This window comes from Achromobacter sp. E1 (genome assembly GCF_037039475.1).
In the GTDB taxonomy this organism is placed as follows: domain Bacteria; phylum Pseudomonadota; class Gammaproteobacteria; order Burkholderiales; family Burkholderiaceae_B; genus Achromobacter; species Achromobacter mucicolens.
Genome location: NZ_CP146253.1, coordinates 2238257 through 2255504, shown reverse-complemented (window position 1 = coordinate 2255504; position 17248 = coordinate 2238257). Strand labels below are relative to the sequence as shown.

The window sequence follows — 17248 nt, the reverse complement described above, 5'->3', positions numbered from 1 at the left end:
CCCGTCCCGTTTCGAGGAATGCTCATGTTCTCCGCACCTGTGCTGATGCAGGTGCTGATCAATGGCTTGAGCCTGAGTGCGATCTATGTGCTGATCGCGCTTGGCTTCACGCTGTTGTTCGGCATCATGAAAGTCGTCAACTTCGCGCATGGCAGTTTCGCCATGCTGGGCGGCTACGCCCTGTTCTACTACTTCGGCGAATTGAAGCTGCCATACGTGGTCGCCATCGTGCTGGCAGCACTGACAGTCGCCTCGCTAAGCCTTATCCTGGAATGGCTGGTGTACCGCCGTTTCTATCAAAAGATGTTCCAGAGCATGATTGGCCTGCTGGGATTGGACATCGCCATTGTCTACACCAGCGTGCTGATCTGGGACGTCTATGAGCGTTCGGTGCCCGCAGCGCTCGACACCATGGTGCAACTGGGCCCGGTCATGATTCCCGCCGACAAGCTGATGGTGATAGGCATCGCCATCGCCGTACTGCTGGCGTTCTGGGCCTTCATGAGCAGCAGCCGCTACGGCCTGGCGGTGCGCGCCTCGGCCGAAGACATCGAGATCGCCGAAGCGCAGGGGGTGAACACGCGCCGCATCTACCAGCTGGCATTCTTTCTGGCCGTCTTCATGACCGCCATCGCGGGGGCCATCTACGCCCAGACCTATGCACTCTCGCCCTTCATGGGAGAGCGGCCTTTGATGGTCGCCTTCATCGTGGTCATTCTGGGCGGCATGGGCAGCATCCCTGGCGCGGCGCTCGGCGGTGTGATTTTCGGCTTTGCCGAGAGTTTCCTCGCCACGTTTTACGGCTCGGCCACCTCGACCTTTGTTTCCTTTGCGGTAGTCATCGCCCTGCTGGTGATACGCCCCTGGGGCCTGCTGGGCAAACCCGAACACTGAAGGACGCGCACTCATGACTCAACTATCCATGCCCCTGGCGCGACCCGCACGGCCCCGGCGCTCACGCGGCCTGGCAGCCAGTCTGGCAGGCCTGCTGGTGCTTGCGCTGCTGGCACTGGCGCCCCAGGTGTTCGACAACGCCTTCCTGCTCGCCATCGGCGCGCTGATTCTGCTCAACATCATCGGCGCTCTGAGCCTGCACCTCATCATCCGAACCGGCCATATTTCGCTATCGCACGCAGGCTTTATCGGCATCGGCGCCTATGGCTGCGCGCTGGCCGTCACGAAACTGCAACTGCCGCCCGCCATGGGCCTGGCCGTGGGTACTGCCGCAGCCGGCTTGCTCGCCCTGCTGGTCGGCCCGGTGCTACTGCGCCTGACCGGCAAGTATTTTGTGCTGGTGACCTTTTTGCTGGGCGAGATCATCCGTCTGGTGCTGGTCGAATGGGAAAGCCTGACGGGCGGCGCCAATGGGCTGTCCAATCTGCCACCGCTCAACCCGGCCTGGAGTTCACCGCTGGCCCAGTACTACGTGTCCCTGATCGCGGCGGCGCTATGCACCCTGCTGTGCGTGCGGTTGCTGATGTCGGAAACCGGCCGCGCCATCGATGCCGTGCGTGAGGCGCCGCGTCTGACCGAATGCGCGGGCGTGCGCGTGTTGCCGCTCAAGGTCGGCATTTTCGTGCTGGGTTGCGCGCTGGCGGGTCTGCAAGGCGGGCTGCTGGCTTTCTTCATGCGGTACATCGATCCGACCACGTTCGGCATGGTCGATTCGCTCAATCTGGTTGTGATGAATGTGCTAGGGGGCATGTACAACGCCATCGGCCCCATTATCGGCGCCGTCTTTCTGGTTGCCCTGCCCGAATTGCTGCGCGGCTATGTCGAAGTGCAGCGCATTCTGTTCGGCATCGCCCTTATCGTCGTGATGGCCGCCTTCCCTTCGGGCTTGGCAGGTCTGTTCAGCTGGCTGGCCACGCGCCGCCGTGGAGGCCAGGCATGAAAACCTTGCTTGAGGTGCAAGACATCGGTCGCAGCTTCGGCGGTCTGAAAGCGGTCGATGGCGTAAGTTTCGAAGTCTATGCTGGCGAAATTCTTGGCGTCATCGGCCCCAACGGCGCGGGCAAGACCACATTGGTCAACCTGATCAGCGGCGTCATCATGCCCTCACGCGGCACGGTCGTCTTCGATGGCGAAAAAGTGACCGGGTGGGCGCCATCCAGACTCAGCGGACGCGGACTGGTGCGCACCTTTCAATCCACAGCCGTCTACAGCGCAGCCAGCGTGCGCGAAAACCTGGTGCGCGGCTGTTATCTGCTGCGCTATCCCGGCGCGCTGCCGGCTCTGTTCGGCATGGGCAGCAGCAGCCAGCGCCGGGCCGAGTCCGACGCGCTGGTCGAACAATTGCTCGGCAGCATGAATCTGCGCGCCGTGGCCGATGCCAGCGCCGGCAGTCTGCCCTACGGCTTACAGAAGATCCTCGGCATTGCCATTGCACTGGCGGCTCGGCCTCGGCTATTGATGCTGGATGAACCCGTTGCCGGCCTTAGCGCCGAGGAAACCGACCAGGTGCGCAAGGTCATCCAGCAAGTGCGCGAATCCGGGGTCACCGTCATGGTGATCGATCACAACATGCGCTTTATCGCCGGCCTGTGCGACCGCCTGCTGGTGGTTGCCGCCGGCCAGGAATTGACCCGAGGCAAACCGGCCGACGTGCTGCGCGACAGCCGGGTTGTCGAAGCTTATCTGGGGACGAGAAATGTCACTGCTGGAATTGCGTGATCTGGAAGTACGTTATGGCCAGGTGGTCGGCACGCGCCGGTTGTCGCTGACCATCGCCGCGGGTGAAACCGTCGCGCTCATCGGCGCCAACGGCGCCGGCAAAAGCAGCACCTTGCGCGCCATCTCCGGCCTGGCGCGGCAATATCAGGGCGAAATTCTCTGGGAAGGCCGCAGCATCAAGACACTGCCTGCCTCGGAAGTGGTCAAGCTGGGCATTGGGTTCTCGCCGGAGGGACGGCGCGTGTTTCCGTCGCTGACGGTGGCCGAAAACCTGAAGATGGGCGCGTTCGGCCGGGGCCGTGAACGCGCCACGCAGCGCATGACCGAGATTTACGGCTATTTCCCGCGCCTGAAGGAACGCGCCCGCCAGGCTGCGGGTAGCCTGTCCGGTGGCGAACAGCAAATGCTGGCCATCGGCCGTGCGCTGATGAGCGGACCAAGATTGTTCCTTCTGGATGAGCCCTCTTTGGGACTGGCGCCTATTGTCGTCGAGCGCATTGGCGACATTCTGCTCGAGATCCAGGCTCGCGAAGGCCTGAGCTTTGTGCTGGCGGAACAGAACGCCAACTGGGCGATGCGCGTCGCCAGCCGGACCGCCATTCTGCAATTGGGCGAGAAGGTCTATGACGACGCTTCTGATGCCCTGCTCGAAGACCCCAAGGTACAGACTGCCTTTCTAGGCGTTTAAACACAGGACACCATCATGCTTCTTCCGTATCACGACCGCTATCCCTATAGCGCGATTCCAGAACGCAGCAACTACAACTGGCCGCAAGGCAAACGTCTGGCGGTTTACCTGGGCCTGAACATCGAGCATTTCGCCTTCGGCGCCGGCCGGGGACACAATCTCGGCGCCGAGCTGCCGCAGCCGGATGTACGCGCGTTCGCATGGCGAGATTATGGGAACCGGGTCGGCGTCTGGCGCCTGCTGGATCTGTTCGATGAGCTTGAGCTGCCAGCCGCCCATTTGCTCAACACCGTGGTCTTTGACTACGCGCCGCAGATCGCCGAACGCCTGGTAGCGCGTGGCGATGAGATCATCGGCCATGGCCGGACCAATGCCGAAGCCCAAGGGCATCTCTGGCCGGCCGACGAACGCCGCCTGCTGCTGGAGGTGCGCGATGCCATCAAGACGCATACCGGCCAGGATGTTCGCGGCTGGATGGGACCATGGATGTCGCAAAGCCACCAGACACCGGAATTGCTGGTGGAAACCGGCTACAAATTCGTCATGGATTGGCCGGCCGACGACCAACCGGTATGGATGAGCACGCAACAAGGCCCGTTGATGTCCGTGCCCTATCCGCTGGAGATCAATGACTCGCCGCAGATGCTGGTGCGCCGCCATTCCGCCGTGGAATTTGAACAGATGATCATCGATCAGTTCGACGAAATGCTGGCGCAATCGGCCACGCAGCCTCTGGTCTGCGGCATTGCGCTGCACACCATGATCGTCGGCCAGCCTTACCGCCTGCGGGCCTTGCGCCGTGCACTGAAGTACATCGTCGAACACCCCGAGCGCGACAAGATCTGGTTCACCCGGCCGGGCGCCATCTACGATCACTGCGCGGCGCTCGGCGCCGGCACCATGCCGCAATAGCCCAGTGCCCCACCGGTTCTGAAACCGATTCCGCCACTCGGTTTCAGAACCACCTATCCGGCCGCTCATATCTGACGCCTGCCGGCAACGCCCGGCCGCCCTCGCCCGGCAACAATTTGACAAGCCCTGCCTGGAATCGGTAATAATAACAATTACTATTTCCCGTAATTCGCATGAGCAGTTGTCCCGCCTCCGACTGCGAGGCGCCGGCGGCTTGATCAAAAGGTTGGATCTTGAGTACGCCGGGATGCGCCTTCCCCTCCTCCATCGAAACGCTTTATAGCGATCACCACTCCTGGCTGAGAGGATGGTTGCGCCGCCGCCTGGGCAACGCCGATCAAGCGGAAGACCTGGCTCACGACACCTTCATCCGCCTGCTTAGCAGCGACCGGATTCCGGCCACGCTCACCGAACCGCGCGCGTTTCTTACTACCGTCGCCCAGCACCTGGTGTCCAACCACTGGCGCCGCGAGAAACTGGAGCGCGCGTATCTGGAAGCGCTGGCCCAGGCGCCTCAGGCGGTGCACTGGTCGCCCGAGGACCGGGCCATCGTGCTGGAAACGCTGCTGGAGCTGGACCGTCTGCTGGATGGGCTGCCCGCCATCGTGCGGCAGGCATTCCTGCTGTCGCAGCTGGACGGGCACACGCATGCCCAGGTGGCCGAGGCGCTGGGCATCTCGGTCCCCACGGTCAAGCGCTATCTCGTCAAGGCGTTGCAGCGCTGCTGCTTCGCCGATCTGTCTTTTACCGGATGAGCCGCCGCATGTCCGCCTCGCCGTGGTACGGTGCCACCCGCGATGCGGCTGCCGTGTCGCCCGCCGTCGCGCAACGCGCGCTGGAATGGCTGGTGCAATTGCAAGACGACCCCGTCGCGCCGGAAACGGTGCGCGCATGGGCCTCCTGGCGCGCCGCGCACCCCGACCACGAGCGCGCGTGGCTGCGCATCGAATCCGTGCAAGGCCGACTGCAGCCGCTGGCTGCCCCGGGAAGCTCGGCCATCGCGCAGGCAGCGCTGGCTGCCCCCGCCTGCGCCCAGCGCCGGCGCGCGTTGAAGGCCGTGAGCCTCCTGGGTATCACCAGCGGCGCGGCCTGGGGCGTCGGGCAGAGCGCCCCGTGGCGTACGTGGACGTCAGACCATCGCACCGCCATCGGCGAACACCGCAGCCTGACGCTGCCGGACGGAACCCGTGTGGTGCTGAACACCGACAGCGCCATCGACGTGCGCTACAGCGCGGGTTTGCGGCGCGTGGCGCTCATCGCGGGCGAAATCCTGATCACCACCGCCCAAGAGACAGGCGTACCCCACCGGCCCTTTCTTGTCGAGACCGCGCACGGCACCGCGCGCGCGCTGGGCACCGAATACGCCGTGCGGCTGCTGGACACCTCGACCGAGGTCAGCGTGTTCGAAGGCGCCGTCCAGATCCGCCCGCGCGACGACGCCGCGCACGGACTGACGCTGCAGGCCGGGCTGCGCGCCCATTACTCGTCGCGTGATGTCGCGCAGCCAGCCGCCGCCGAAACCAACCAGATCGCCTGGAAAGACGGCTTCATCGTGGCGCGCGGCATGCGCCTGGCGGACTTCATTGCCGAACTCGGCCGCTATAGCCGCGACACGCTGAGTTGCGATCCGGCCGTGGCGGACCGGCTGCTGTCCGGTTCCTTTCCCGTCAACAACGTGGACAAGGTGCTGGCCGCGCTCAGCGCCACGCTGGACATCCGCGTGGAAACCGAGACGCGGCGCTGGCGCGGCCGCCGCCTGCACCTCATCGCCGGCCCCGACACGGCGCGTCCGTCGCCGCTGTTACAAAAAAGCTGATCCGTTTTTCGATCCGAAGGGTCAAGGAGGGTGAGCACACAGCAACCTCACCTCTCTGAAAGGCCAGTTCATGAATCACGTCCGGGCGCCCAAGCGCCAGTCCTCCCGCATCCTGCGCCGCGCAGCCACGGCGCGCCTGGCGGGCCGCATCGCCACCGCCACGCTGCTCGCGGCCCCCGCACTGGCCGTCCCCACCGCCGCCCACGCGCAGGCCGCCGCCACGCGCAGCTACGACATTCCCGCGGGGACGCTTGAGGATGCTTTGGGCCGCTTCGGGCGCGAAGCCGGCATCGTGCTGTCGTTCCGGCCCGACGTGACGGCCGGCCTGCAAAGCAATGGGCTGCGTGGCACCTACGGCGTGCGCGGCGGGCTGGACACCCTGCTGGCCGGCACCGGCATCCGCGTGCTGCCGCAATCCAACGGCAGCTATGTGCTGGACCGCCCGGCCGGCGCGGGCATCGCCACGACGCAACTGCCCGCCGTGACGGTGACGGCCTCGGCCGCCGATCCCACCCTGCCCGCGCCCTTCGCGGGCGGCCAGGTGGCGCGCGGCGGCGGCCTGGGCGTGTTGGGCACGGGCGACGTCATGGACGTGCCGTTCAGCACCACCAACTACACCGCGCAGATGATCGAGAACCAGCAGGCCCGCACGCTGGCCGACATCGTCATCAGCGAGTCCTCGGTGCGCACCACCACGTCCAGCGGCGGCTTCTCCGACGAATTCCAGATCCGCGGCTTTTCCGTCGCGGCAGGCGACGTGGGCCTGAACGGCCTGTACGGCCTGGCGTCCGCCAGCCGCATGCCCGCGGCCATGATGGAGCGCGTCGAAGTCCTGAAGGGCCCCGGCACGCTGATGAACGGCATCGGCCCCAGCGGCAGCATCGGCGGCGGCATCAACATCGTCACCAAGCGCGCGGGCGACGAACCCCTGACCCGCCTGACCACGACCTACCAGAGCAAATCGCAACTGGGCGGCCAGCTCGACATGGGCCGGCGCTTTGGCGAGAACAACGAATGGGGCATCCGCGTCAACGGCGTCTACAGCAACGGCGACACCAACATCGATGACGGCAAGCAGGAGCAAGGCGTGGGCGCGCTGGCGCTCGACTACCGCGGCACGAAGCTGCGCTGGTCGCTGGATGCCTACACCCAGCACGAAGACATCGACAATTTCCGTCCCCAGATCGGCTTCCAGTCGAACGTGACCTCGCTGCCGTCGCCGCCGTCCGGCCACCGCAACTTCTATCCCGGCACGAAGCTCAAGCTGAACGACTCGACCGTGGCCACCCGCCTCGAGTACGACATCAACGACCACCTGATGGTCTACGGCGCGACCGGCTACCGCTACGGCACCGCCGAGCAGACCTTCCCGTCCGGCCCCGCCGATGCGCTCGGCAATTTCACGGTGTCCAACGCGTATTACGACTCGTATTCGCGCACCTGGACGGGCGACGTCGGCCTGCGCGCCCGCTTCGACACCTGGGGCGTCGGCCACACCGTCACCCTGTCGGCCACGCGCCTGGACCAGGAGTCCGGCAACGCCTACGTCACGTCTTCGGGCCCGGGCGTGCCGTCCAGCATCTACCGCCCCGCGCCGCTGCCCCCGGTCACGGCCTACCGCGGCGCGCCGCAAAAGGCGTCCAAGACCGAGTTGACCAGCTACACGCTGACCGACACCCTGTCCTTTGCCGACGACACCCTGCTTATCACCGGCGGCCTGCGCAACCAGCGCGTCGCGCTGGACAACTATTCGACCGCCACCGGCGCGCGCCTGAACGCCTATGACGAAAGCGCGATCTCCCCGGTCGCCGGCATCGTGTTCAAGCCGATTTCCAACGTCTCGCTGTACGGCAACTTCACCTCCGGCCTGACCCGCGGCGGCATCGCCCCCGCCACGGCCGCCAACGCCGGCCAGGTGTTTGCGCCCTACAAGTCCAAGCAATACGAAGCGGGCGTCAAGGTCGACTGGGGCAAGATCATCACCAGCGCCTCGGTGTTCCAGATCACGCGCCCCAACTCGATGACCGATCCCGACACGCGGATCTACAGCTTCGACGGCGAACAGCGCAACCGCGGCCTGGAACTGTCGGCCTTCGGCGAAGCCATGCCGGGCCTGCGCATGATGGCCAGCGCCACGTTCTACGACGCCACCCTCAAGCGCACCGCGGGCGGCGTGAACGACGGCAACGAAGCCAACGGCGTGCCGAAGAACACCTTCAACCTGGGCGTGGACTGGGACACCCCCTGGGTGCGCGGCCTGAGCCTGAACGCCCGCGTGATCCACACCTCGTCGATGTACTTCAACGCGGCCAACACGCTGACCCTGCCCTCGTGGACCCGCTACGACATCGGCGCGCGCTACAACACCGAGATCCTGGGCCGCTCCGTGGTGTTCCGCGCGAATATCGAAAACCTGTTCAACAAGGACTTCTGGCTGGCCAGCGGCTCGTACGCGACGGTGGCCGCGCCGCGCACGTTCTTGTTGTCGGCGCAGATTGATTTTTGATCCGTACGCCTGCAAGGATTCGCGGCCCCCGCGCCGCGAATCCGCTGCCTGCCGCAAAGCCGGCCTCCGCAACGAGGCCGGCTTTTTTTCATCGCGGCTGCGCCGCCACGTACTCCCGAAGCGTCTGCACCAGCGCCACGGCAGCCGGCGACAGACTGCGGTTGCGCGCCGTCACCAACCCAATTGAGCGCTCGGCCACCGGCGCCGTCAGGCGGCGCTGCACGATGCCGGTCTGCGCCACCGCGCCGGCGGCGATCTCTGGCAGCGCGGCCACGCCGAAGCCGCATTCCACCATGGCCACGATGGTGGTCAGGTGTTCGGCCTCGAAGGCGGGCGCAAAGCGGATGCGGTTCTGCAGGAAGGCCCATTCCGTGTATTGGCGCACGCTGCTCGGGTGGACCATGGACACATGCTCCGCGCCGGCCGTGTCGGCCCAGCGCAGCGGACCCTTTGCGCGCGCAAGCGGGTGCGCCTCGGGGATCAGCAGGATGAAGCTGTCGGACATCAGCGGCACGTAGTGCAGGTCGGCGTGCTGCGGGTCGGCGGCGGTCAGGGCAAAGTCCACTTCGCCCGCGCGCACCAGGTCGAAGGCCGGGCCGGACAGCGTGTCGCGCACCTTCAGCGCGACATGCGGGTGCGCCTGGCGGTAGGTCATCAACACGCGCGGCAGCAGCCGCGCCGCCAGCGACGGCAGCGCGGCGACCGACACCTGGCCCTCTTCCGCGCTGGAAATGCCGCTCACGGCGGCGATTGCGTCGCGAAAAGCCGCCTGCAGGGTCGCGGCCTGCTGCAGAAAGACCTCGCCTGCGGCCGTCAGCCGCACGGTGCGCGTGGTGCGGTCGAACAGTCGCACGCCCAGCGCCTCCTCGATCCGCTGGATCTGCGTGGATAGCGCCGACTGCGACAGATGCAGCTGCCCGGCGGCCTGCCGGAAATTGAGCGTGCGGCCCAGCACCAGCGTGGTGTCGATGTCGCGCATCGAGAGATTGATCTGCATGGTTTGTCCCCGGACGTTATTGATCTGATTAGTCGATCATTCTATTCAAAAATTCTGATTCATCAATCAACCGCGCTTCTCTACACTCGCCTCCAGACGGGTTTCCAGAATCAGGAGAACAGCATGCAGAAGGACGCGAAGGCGCTGCCCAATCCGGGCGCGGCGCATGCGGTGGTGGTGGGCGGCGGCACGATGGGCGCGGATGTGGCCGTCGTGCTGACGCGCACGGCGTGCCGCACGACGGTAATCGAATCGAATGCCGAGCGCGCGGCCGGCGTGCCGGCGCGGGTGGCGGAGAACCTGAAGGTCATCGGGCGCGAGGCAAACGCCACGCTGCTGGCCACCGCGCCGTCGCTGGACGCGTTGGATTGGTCCACCGTGGATCTGGTCATCGAGTGCATTCCCGAGCGGCTGGACATCAAGCAGGCCCTGTTTGCGGACCTGGCGCGGCGCACGCGGCCGGACGCCATCCTGGCCAGCAACAGTTCCAGCTTTCCGATCAGTGCGATCAGCCAGGGGCTGGACACGCGCGGCCGCATGCTGGGCCTGCACTTTTTCATGCCCGCGCACCTGGTGCCGCTGGTGGAAGTGGTGCTGGGCGAGGCCAGCGACGAGGCCTGCGCCGACACGCTGATTGCATTCATGCGGCGTTGCGGCAGCGTGCCGGTCAAGGTCAAGCAGGATCTGCCCGGATTTCTGGCCAACCGCCTGCAGCACGCCTTGTCCCGCGAAGCCTTTGACCTCATCGACCGCGGCATCGCGTCGCCCGAGGACGTGGACGCCGCCGTGCGCTTCGGCTTCGGCTTCCGGTTCCTGGCGGCGGGCCCCGTCATGCAGCGCGACCACGCCGGCATCGACGTTCACGCGGCGGCCGGCGCCACGATGTATCCCACCTTCTGCAACGCCGACCACCCGGCGCGCTGCCTGACGGAACGCGCCGCCGACGGGCGCCACGGCATGAAGGCCGGCGAGGGCTTCCATGTCTGGACGCCCGAGACCATCGCCGCCGAACGCGCGCGCTACGACAGGCTGCTGCGCGCGGGCCTGGACCTGATTGCTCCCGAACTGCCGGAGATCCAGCCATGAGCGCCCTGGCCCCCGTCCTGCCGCGCGCCGCGCTGGCCGACTCGCCCGTCATCATCACCGTCGCGCCCAACGGCGCCTACAAGAAGACCGCCGACCACCCGGCCGTGCCGTTGACCGCGCAGGCCCTGGCCAGCGAGGCCCGGGCCTGCCTGGACGCCGGCGCCGCCATGATGCACATGCACGTGCGCAAACCCGACGGCAGCCACCTGCTGGATGCCCAGGCCTATCGCGACGCGCTTGCCGCGGTGCACAAGGCAGTCGGCGATGAACTGCTGGTGCAGGTGACCAGCGAAGCGGCGGGCGTGTACCAGGCTGCCGAGCAGATCGCGATGGTGCGCGAATTGCAGCCCGAAGCCGTCTCCATCGGCCTGCGCGAAATCGCCGTGCCGGGCATTGCCGAAGCGGAACTGGCCGCCTTCCTGGCATGGCTGGCCGAGCGCCGCATCATGACGCAGATCATCCTGTACGACGAGGCCGACGTGCGCCGCTGGCTGTCGCTGCGCGCGCGCGGGCTGGTGCCGCCCGGCGCGTGGTCGGTGCTGTTCGTGCTGGGGCGCTACAGCGCCGGGCAGACGTCGTCGGCGCACGACCTGCTGCCCTTTCTGGCCGCCTACGATCATTCGCTGCCGTGGGCCATCTGCGCCTTCGGCCCCGAGGAAAACGCCTGCGTCACGACGGCTGCCGCGTTTGGCGGGCACATGCGCGTGGGGTTTGAAAACAACCTGAAGCTGCGCGACGGGACGATCGCCCCGGACAACGCGGCATTAGTGGCGCAGGCCGCGCAAGGCGCGCAGGCATTGGGCCGGCCGCTGGCGACGGCGGCGGACGCCCGGCGCATATACGGCGCGATCGGCTGACGCGGCGGCGGGCGGCATCGCAGCCGCCTGACGCGGTGGCGGGCGGCATCGCGATCCGCCGACGCGGCCGCACGCGGTATCGCGGGCATCCGCGTTGGCATCTGCATTGGCGTATGCACGGACTGTCTTTGCCGTCATCGCAGCGTAAACAGTCCGCGGTACCTTCTCGAATATTTCGCTGTGTTGCAACATTGACGCAGCGCAAAGTCATCTGCTACAAACTTTCGCATCAGTACGTTTGACGCAATACCCCTACAAGTTTTTGCAGCGAGGTGGTGTGTGCAAGACGAATCCGATGGCTACACAAAAGCCCAGGAATTCCGAAGTTTCCTGTTCCTGGCGGCAGTCATGGCTCCGGTGCTGGCAGTAGTCATCGTGGCCGGGTACGGTTTTGCGGTCTGGATCTACCAGATGTTTGCAGGCCCCCCGGGAAGCTGATGACAAGCGCCCTCCCCCCTTCCCCCGACAGTCGGCCCGCCCCCGCGTCCTGTAGCGCGGCGCCCGAGCTGCACATCGCCAGCATGGTGGTGCATGCCGCCCCGCGCCGGCTGGCCGATGTTCGCGGCGCGATCCTTGCGATCGACGGCGGCGAAATCCACGGCGCTTCCGAGACCGGCAAGCTGGTGGTCACGCTGGAAGCCCCCTCTACCGAAGACATGCTTGCGCGCATCGCGCAGATCCAGCGGCTGGATGGCGTACTAGCCTCGGCGCTGGTGTATCAGCATTCCGACACGCTTGCCGCGATGAATGAGGAGATTGACGATGTCCATGGCTCGTAGAGAGTTCATCAAGCAATCTGCCGCCGCCGCTGCCGCCACGGTAGCCGGCATCCCCATCGTGGGCTACACGCAGAACATCGTGACCGAGTCGGAAGCCGCCAAGCTGAAGTGGTCGAAGGCGCCCTGTCGATTCTGCGGGACCGGCTGCGGCGTGAACGTCGCGGTGAAGGACAACCAGGTCGTGGCGACGCACGGCGACTTCAACGCGGAAGTCAATCGCGGCCTGAACTGCGTCAAGGGCTATTTCCTGTCCAAGATCATGTACGGCAATGACCGGCTGACCTCGCCGCTGTTGCGCATGAAGGACGGCAAGTACGCCAAGGATGGCGAACTTGCCCCGGTCTCGTGGGACCAGGCGTTTGACGTCATGGCCGAACAGTTCAAGCGCGTGCTCAAGGACAAAGGCCCCGAAGCCGTCGGCATGTTCGGCTCGGGCCAATGGACCATCTGGGAAGGCTACGCCGCGCTCAAACTGATGAAGGCGGGGTTCCGCACCAACAACCTCGACCCGAACGCGCGCCACTGCATGGCGTCGGCGGCGGTGGGCTTCATCCGCACGTTTGGCGCCGACGAGCCCATGGGCTGTTATGACGACATTGAAAGCGCCGACGCCTTCGTGCTGTGGGGCGCCAACATGGCCGAAATGCACCCCATCCTGTGGACGCGGGTGACCGACAGGCGGCTGAGCAAGCCCAATACCAAGGTGGTGGTGCTGTCCACCTTCGAGAACCGGTCGTATGAGCTGGCCGACGTGTCGCTGACGTTCACGCCGCAGACCGACCTGGCGATCCTGAACTACATCGCCAACCACATCATCAAGACCAAGCGTGTCAACCGCGAGTTCGTCGACGAGCACACCCGGTTCCTGGAGGGCAATACCGACATCGGTTATGGCCTGCGTCCGGAGCACCCGCTGCAAAAGGCCGCCAAGAACGCCAACAATGCCGGCGGGTCGCGCCCGATCACCTTCGATGAGTACGCGAAGTTCGTCTCCAAGTACGACCTGGAATACACCGCCAAGCTGACTGGTGTGCCGGCGCGGAATCTGGAAGCGCTGGCCGAGCTGTACGCCGACCCGAAGATCCGGGTCATGTCGTTCTGGACCATGGGCTTTAACCAGCACACCCGCGGCGTGTGGGCGAACAACCTGGTCTACAACATCCATTTGCTGACGGGCAAGATCTCCACCCCGGGGAACAGCCCGTTTTCGCTGACGGGCCAGCCGTCCGCCTGTGGCACGGCGCGCGAGGTGGGCACGTTCTCACACCGCCTGCCCGCGGATCTGGTCGTGACCAACCCCAAGCACCGGGCGCGCGCCGAAGAAGTCTGGGGGCTGCCTGACGGCACCATCCCCGAAAAGGTTGGCGCCCACGCGGTCTTGCAGAACCGGATGTTGAAGGACGGCACCATCAACGCCTACTGGGTGATGGTCAACAACAACATGCAGGCCGCGGCCAACATGTTGAACGAAGGCTACCCCGGCTACCGCAACCCCGCCAATTTCATCGTGGTGTCCGACGCCTACCCGACGGTCACCACGATCTCGGCCGATCTGGTTCTGCCCACCGCGATGTGGGTCGAGAAGGAAGGCGCCTACGGCAACGCCGAGCGGCGCACGCAGTTCTGGCACCAGTTGGTCAACGCGCCCAGCGGCGCGCGGTCGGATCTGTGGCAATTGATGGAGTTCTCCAAGCGCTTCACCACCGACGAGGTCTGGCCCGCGGACCTGCTGGCCAAAAAGCCCGAACTTCGAGGCAAGACGCTTTTTCAGGTGCTGTTCGAGAACGGCAAGGTCAACAAGTTTCCGAACACGGAGCTGGACCCGGAGTACGCCAACGACGAGGCCAAGGCGTTCGGCTTCTACGTGCAGAAGGGGCTCTTCGAGGAATACGCCGAGTTCGGCCGCGGCCATGGCCACGACCTGGCGCCCTTTGACACCTATCACCAGGTGCGCGGGCTGCGCTGGCCCGTTGTGGACGGGGTCGAGACACGCTGGCGGTACCGCGAGAAGGCGGACCCGTACGTGAAGGTCGGCTCCGGCTTCAATTTCTATGGCAACCCGGACGGCAAGGCCAACATCTATGCCCTGCCCTACGAGCCGCCGCCCGAGGTGCCGGACGAGGAATATCCCTTCTGGCTGTCCACCGGCCGCGTGCTGGAGCACTGGCACTCCGGCTCGATGACGCGGCGCGTGCCGGAGTTGTATCGCGCCTTCCCCGACGCGGTTTGCTTCATGCACCCGGATGACGCGCAGGCCATGGGGCTGCGGCGCGGCGTACTGGTGGAGATTGCGTCGCGGCGCGGCAAGATGCAGACCCGCGTGGAGACGCGCGGGCGCAACAAGCCGCCGCGCGGCCTGGTGTTCGTGCCCTGGTTCGACGCCGGCCAGCTGATCAACAAGGTCACGCTCGACGCCACCGATCCGATCTCGTTCCAGACCGACTTCAAGAAGTGCGCGGTCAAGATCACCAAGGCTTGACGGCCGACGGAGATGCTCATGAACATTCGCGCCACTTCGATCGCCATCGTCTTTCTGATCGGTTCCAACGCGTGGGCCGCCCCGCCCGACCCGATGGTCGATCCGATGCGGGGGCCGACGCCGCTGACCGAATCGGCCACGCCGCCCCTGATGGCCCCGGTTGAAAACCGCGACGTGCGGCGCATGCGCACGTACTCGATGCAGCCGCCGACCATTCCGCACAAGATCGACGGCTACCAGATCGACAAGAACTTCAACCGCTGCCTGGCCTGTCACGCCCGCGTCAACACGGAGCAGACGCAGGCGGTGCCGCTGAGCGTGACGCACTACATGGACCGCGACAGCAACGTGCTGGCCGAAGTGTCGCCGCGCCGCTACTTCTGTCTGCAGTGCCACGTTCCGCAAACGGAGGCCAAGCCGCTGGTCCCCAACAACTTCCAGGACATCGACGTGATCCTCAAGCGCCTCTCCGCCCCGGCGCCCGACAAGAAGTGAGGGACAGGAGCCCGTCATGGTCAAGCTCATCAAGCGTTACTGGAACATCATCCGCCGGCCCAGCGTGCACTTCAGCCTGGGCTTTCTGACCGTTGGCGGATTCATCGGCGGCATCCTGTTCTGGGGCGCGTTCAACACCGCCATGGAGCTGACGAACACCGAGAAGTTCTGCACCGGCTGCCATGAAATGCGTGACAACGTGTACGCGGAACTGAAAGGCACGATCCACTTCACCAACCGCTCGGGCGTGCGGGCGCTGTGCTCGGACTGCCACGTGCCGCACAACTGGACCGACAAGATCGCCCGCAAGATGCAGGCGTCCAAGGAAGTCTGGGGCAAAATCTTCGGCACCATCGACACGCGCGAGAAGTTCGTGGACAAGCGGCTGGAGCTGGCGCAGCACGAGTGGGCGCGCTTCAAGGCGAACGACTCGCTGGAATGCCGCAACTGCCACAACTACGAGTACATGGATTTCACGCGCCAGAGCGTGCGCGCACAGAACATGCACTCGACCTACCTGGCCGACAAGTCCAAGACCTGCATCGACTGCCACAAGGGCATCGCCCACACACTGCCGCACATACCGCCTGGCCAGACCTCTGACGCGACGCCGCCGGCCAGGGCGTCCAAAGAGGTCGCCAATGCGGCCCGCTGACGCGCCGCCGCCGATGCTGAGCGCGCGCGGGCTGGTCAGCCGGCGCGGGGCGCCCGAAGGGTCCGCGTCGCTGGATCTCGACTTGTACGCCGGTCAGCTTCTGCATGTACAAGGCGCCAATGGCAGCGGCAAGACCAGTCTGCTGCGGATGCTGGCGGGCCTATTGAGGCCGCTGGACGGCGCTGTCATCGGCCGCGACGGCGACATCCGCCATGATCCGGCGGCGCACTTTGCACGCACGGCCTATCTGGGACACGGCAATGGCCTGTCGGGCGACCTGACCGCACTGGAAAACCTGCGCTGCGCGCTGCACGTGGCCGGCACGCCGCACGGCGACGACGCGATCGCTGCCTGCCTGCAGACATGGCGGCTGGGCGGCTGCGTGCACACGCCTGCCGCCCGCCTGTCGCAAGGCCAGGGCCGCCGGCTGGCGCTGGCCGGCGTGGTGCTGGGCGCCAAGCCCCTGTGGCTGCTGGACGAACCCGACGCCGGCCTGGACGCGGCCAGCCTGGACCAGCTGGGCGAGGCGCTTGCCGCCCATCTGGCGGCGGGCGGCGCGGCCGTCGTCGCCTCGCATCGCGGCCCGGCAACCCTAGCCAAACACACCCAAACCCTGAACATGGATGACTACGCGGATGCTGGCAACGTTGTCTCAGTTGGCGCTGCGTGAAGTCCGGCTGGCCTGGCGTCGACCGGCCGACACGCTGGGCGCGACGCTGTTCTTCATCGTCGCGGGGTCGCTGTTCCCGCTGGCGGCGGGGCCCGATCCCGTGCTGCTGCTGGCAATCGGGCCCGGCGTGCTGTGGGTCTGCGCGCTTCTGGGCATCCTGCTCAGCCTCAATCGCCCGTTTGCGCAGGACTACGACAACGGCGCGCTGGAGCAGCTGCTGGTGTCGCCGCATCCGCTGCCCATGCTGGTGGGCGTGAAGCTGGGCGCGCACTGGTTCAGCACCTGCGTGCCGCTGATTCTTGCCAGCCCGGTGCTGGCGTTGCAATTCGGCCTGCCGCCGCACGCCATCGGCATCCTGGTGCTGTCCCTGCTGCTGGGCACGCCGACGCTGGCGCTGGTGGGCGGCCTGGGCGCGGCGCTGACGCTGGGCCTGCGCGGCGGCGCGCTGCTGCCGCTCCTGGTGCTGCCGCTGTACGTGCCGGTGCTGATCTTTGGCGCGGGCGCCGTGTCGGCCACGCACGCCGGGCTGGGCGCGGGGCCGCAGCTGTCGCTGCTGGGCGCAGGCCTTTGCCTGGCGATCCTGCTCTGCCCCTGGGGCGCATCGGCGGCGCTGCGCGTGGCGCTGGACTGAGGTT

General features: G+C 66.1%; 18 protein-coding genes. 17 read left to right on the top strand and 1 reads right to left on the bottom strand.

What is annotated here, in order from left to right; genetic code table 11:
* Positions 1-24: 24 nt before the first annotated feature.
* From V6V88_RS10360 to V6V88_RS10325, 8 genes are all read left to right on the top strand, one after another.
* Positions 25-894, top strand: a complete 870-nt coding sequence (locus tag V6V88_RS10360) for a branched-chain amino acid ABC transporter permease (protein ID WP_338619215.1) — start codon at positions 25-27, stop codon at positions 892-894.
* 13 nt (positions 895-907) lie between these two features.
* On the top strand, positions 908-1894 hold the full coding sequence (locus tag V6V88_RS10355) for a branched-chain amino acid ABC transporter permease (protein ID WP_338619214.1): 987 nt from the start codon (positions 908-910) through the stop codon (positions 1892-1894).
* Complete coding sequence (locus V6V88_RS10350) at positions 1891-2673, top strand: ABC transporter ATP-binding protein (protein WP_338619213.1); 783 nt, start codon at positions 1891-1893, stop codon at positions 2671-2673. The genes V6V88_RS10355 and V6V88_RS10350 overlap by 4 nt, the downstream gene beginning before the upstream one ends.
* Positions 2651-3361, top strand: coding sequence for an ABC transporter ATP-binding protein (locus V6V88_RS10345; RefSeq protein WP_056316225.1), 711 nt, complete (start codon positions 2651-2653; stop codon positions 3359-3361). Before V6V88_RS10350 ends, V6V88_RS10345 begins: the two co-directional genes overlap by 23 nt.
* A gap of 15 nt (positions 3362-3376) precedes the next feature.
* On the top strand, positions 3377-4273 hold the full coding sequence (locus V6V88_RS10340) for a polysaccharide deacetylase family protein (RefSeq protein WP_338619209.1): 897 nt from the start codon (positions 3377-3379) through the stop codon (positions 4271-4273).
* 233 nt (positions 4274-4506) lie between these two features.
* Entirely contained in the window at positions 4507-5028 is a 522-nt protein-coding gene (locus V6V88_RS10335) for a sigma-70 family RNA polymerase sigma factor (RefSeq protein ID WP_128828040.1), read from the top strand.
* Positions 5029-5036: 8 nt separating this feature from the next.
* Positions 5037-6089: a FecR family protein gene (locus V6V88_RS10330; RefSeq protein ID WP_338619206.1), complete on the top strand. Its 1053-nt coding sequence runs from the start codon at positions 5037-5039 to the stop codon at positions 6087-6089.
* A gap of 70 nt (positions 6090-6159) precedes the next feature.
* The gene (locus V6V88_RS10325; RefSeq protein WP_280003855.1) at positions 6160-8595 is read left to right on the top strand and encodes a TonB-dependent receptor; all 2436 of its coding nucleotides are present in this window, start codon (positions 6160-6162) and stop codon (positions 8593-8595) included.
* 88 nt (positions 8596-8683) lie between these two features.
* Here the strand turns inward: V6V88_RS10325 and V6V88_RS10320 are convergent, their stop codons facing one another.
* The gene (locus V6V88_RS10320; RefSeq protein WP_062840807.1) at positions 8684-9592 is read right to left on the bottom strand and encodes a LysR family transcriptional regulator; all 909 of its coding nucleotides are present in this window, start codon (positions 9590-9592) and stop codon (positions 8684-8686) included.
* A gap of 123 nt (positions 9593-9715) precedes the next feature.
* Here V6V88_RS10320 and V6V88_RS10315 point away from each other — a divergent pair, with 123 nt between their 5' ends.
* The 9 genes from V6V88_RS10315 (at position 9716) to ccmB (ending at position 17244) form a co-directional block, all read left to right on the top strand.
* Positions 9716-10678: a 3-hydroxyacyl-CoA dehydrogenase NAD-binding domain-containing protein gene (locus V6V88_RS10315; protein ID WP_338619202.1), complete on the top strand. Its 963-nt coding sequence runs from the start codon at positions 9716-9718 to the stop codon at positions 10676-10678.
* Positions 10675-11535, top strand: a complete 861-nt coding sequence (locus V6V88_RS10310) for a 3-keto-5-aminohexanoate cleavage protein (RefSeq protein ID WP_223575261.1) — start codon at positions 10675-10677, stop codon at positions 11533-11535. Before V6V88_RS10315 ends, V6V88_RS10310 begins: the two co-directional genes overlap by 4 nt.
* Positions 11536-11814: 279 nt before the next feature.
* Positions 11815-11973 (top strand): periplasmic nitrate reductase, NapE protein, encoded by a 159-nt coding sequence (napE, locus tag V6V88_RS10305; protein WP_056316205.1) that lies wholly within the window; start codon positions 11815-11817, stop codon positions 11971-11973.
* Positions 11973-12314 (top strand): chaperone NapD, encoded by a 342-nt coding sequence (locus tag V6V88_RS10300; protein WP_223575259.1) that lies wholly within the window; start codon positions 11973-11975, stop codon positions 12312-12314. The genes napE and V6V88_RS10300 overlap by 1 nt, the downstream gene beginning before the upstream one ends.
* Positions 12298-14793: a periplasmic nitrate reductase subunit alpha gene (napA, locus tag V6V88_RS10295; protein ID WP_056316199.1), complete on the top strand. Its 2496-nt coding sequence runs from the start codon at positions 12298-12300 to the stop codon at positions 14791-14793. The genes V6V88_RS10300 and napA overlap by 17 nt, the downstream gene beginning before the upstream one ends.
* An 18-nt stretch (positions 14794-14811) precedes the next feature.
* Entirely contained in the window at positions 14812-15288 is a 477-nt protein-coding gene (locus V6V88_RS10290; RefSeq protein WP_338619197.1) for a nitrate reductase cytochrome c-type subunit, read from the top strand.
* Positions 15289-15304: 16 nt separating this feature from the next.
* Complete coding sequence (locus V6V88_RS10285) at positions 15305-15943, top strand: cytochrome c3 family protein (protein ID WP_108696731.1); 639 nt, start codon at positions 15305-15307, stop codon at positions 15941-15943.
* Complete coding sequence (gene ccmA / locus V6V88_RS10280) at positions 15930-16613, top strand: heme ABC exporter ATP-binding protein CcmA (RefSeq protein ID WP_338619196.1); 684 nt, start codon at positions 15930-15932, stop codon at positions 16611-16613. The genes V6V88_RS10285 and ccmA overlap by 14 nt, the downstream gene beginning before the upstream one ends.
* The gene (gene ccmB / locus V6V88_RS10275) at positions 16579-17244 is read left to right on the top strand and encodes a heme exporter protein CcmB (protein ID WP_338619574.1); all 666 of its coding nucleotides are present in this window, start codon (positions 16579-16581) and stop codon (positions 17242-17244) included. The genes ccmA and ccmB overlap by 35 nt, the downstream gene beginning before the upstream one ends.
* The last annotated feature ends 4 nt before the right edge of the window (positions 17245-17248 follow it).

Coding starts and splice junctions, on each gene's coding strand:
- V6V88_RS10315 (WP_338619202.1), top strand. CDS start 9,716: ATGCAGAAGGACGCGAAGGCGCTGCCCAATCCGGGCGCGGCGCATGCG.
- V6V88_RS10355 (WP_338619214.1), top strand. CDS start 908: ATGACTCAACTATCCATGCCCCTGGCGCGACCCGCACGGCCCCGGCGC.
- V6V88_RS10340 (WP_338619209.1), top strand. CDS start 3,377: ATGCTTCTTCCGTATCACGACCGCTATCCCTATAGCGCGATTCCAGAA.
- V6V88_RS10310 (WP_223575261.1), top strand. CDS start 10,675: ATGAGCGCCCTGGCCCCCGTCCTGCCGCGCGCCGCGCTGGCCGACTCG.
- V6V88_RS10350 (WP_338619213.1), top strand. CDS start 1,891: ATGAAAACCTTGCTTGAGGTGCAAGACATCGGTCGCAGCTTCGGCGGT.
- ccmA (WP_338619196.1), top strand. CDS start 15,930: ATGCGGCCCGCTGACGCGCCGCCGCCGATGCTGAGCGCGCGCGGGCTG.
- V6V88_RS10325 (WP_280003855.1), top strand. CDS start 6,160: ATGAATCACGTCCGGGCGCCCAAGCGCCAGTCCTCCCGCATCCTGCGC.
- V6V88_RS10290 (WP_338619197.1), top strand. CDS start 14,812: ATGAACATTCGCGCCACTTCGATCGCCATCGTCTTTCTGATCGGTTCC.
- napA (WP_056316199.1), top strand. CDS start 12,298: ATGTCCATGGCTCGTAGAGAGTTCATCAAGCAATCTGCCGCCGCCGCT.
- ccmB (WP_338619574.1), top strand. CDS start 16,579: ATGCTGGCAACGTTGTCTCAGTTGGCGCTGCGTGAAGTCCGGCTGGCC.
- V6V88_RS10320 (WP_062840807.1), bottom strand. CDS start 9,592: ATGCAGATCAATCTCTCGATGCGCGACATCGACACCACGCTGGTGCTG.
- V6V88_RS10300 (WP_223575259.1), top strand. CDS start 11,973: ATGACAAGCGCCCTCCCCCCTTCCCCCGACAGTCGGCCCGCCCCCGCG.
- V6V88_RS10285 (WP_108696731.1), top strand. CDS start 15,305: ATGGTCAAGCTCATCAAGCGTTACTGGAACATCATCCGCCGGCCCAGC.
- V6V88_RS10330 (WP_338619206.1), top strand. CDS start 5,037: ATGTCCGCCTCGCCGTGGTACGGTGCCACCCGCGATGCGGCTGCCGTG.
- V6V88_RS10360 (WP_338619215.1), top strand. CDS start 25: ATGTTCTCCGCACCTGTGCTGATGCAGGTGCTGATCAATGGCTTGAGC.
- V6V88_RS10345 (WP_056316225.1), top strand. CDS start 2,651: ATGTCACTGCTGGAATTGCGTGATCTGGAAGTACGTTATGGCCAGGTG.